1 protein-coding gene is annotated in these 379 nt (G+C 69.1%); it reads right to left on the bottom strand.

Annotated elements, in window-relative coordinates; translation table 11 throughout:
• Positions 1 to 379: TMEM165/GDT1 family protein (locus tag K9U40_RS24635; RefSeq protein WP_282892652.1), on the bottom strand; the 379-nt coding region annotated here is incomplete at both ends.

Below are 379 nucleotides of genomic sequence, written 5' to 3' on the forward strand. Positions count from 1 at the left end.
TGCGGAAGCGGGCCGCGAGCACGAGCGAGAGGAGCTGGGTCTTGTCGCCCATCTCGGCGAGAAAGAACGCCACCAGCGTGGTGCCGAACACGCCGAAGCGCGGGGTGCCGCCGGTTTCGTCGTCGTCGAGCTTGTCGGGGATCAGCATCCACACGGCCATCGCGATGAACGACAGGCCGAGGATCCAGCGCAGCATCTGCGGCCCGATGACGGTGGTGACCCAGGCGCCCACGGCACCGGCGAGCGCATGGTTGGCGGTGGTGGCCGCGAGGATGCCCAGCACGATGGGCCAGGGCTTGCGGAAGCGGGCCGCGAGCACGAGCGAGAGGAGCTGGGTCTTGTCGCCCATCTCCGCGAGCGCGACGATGGACGTGGATAC

It is taken from the genome of Xanthobacter autotrophicus (genome assembly GCF_030015065.1).
GTDB lineage: Bacteria > Pseudomonadota > Alphaproteobacteria > Rhizobiales > Xanthobacteraceae > Xanthobacter > Xanthobacter autotrophicus_D.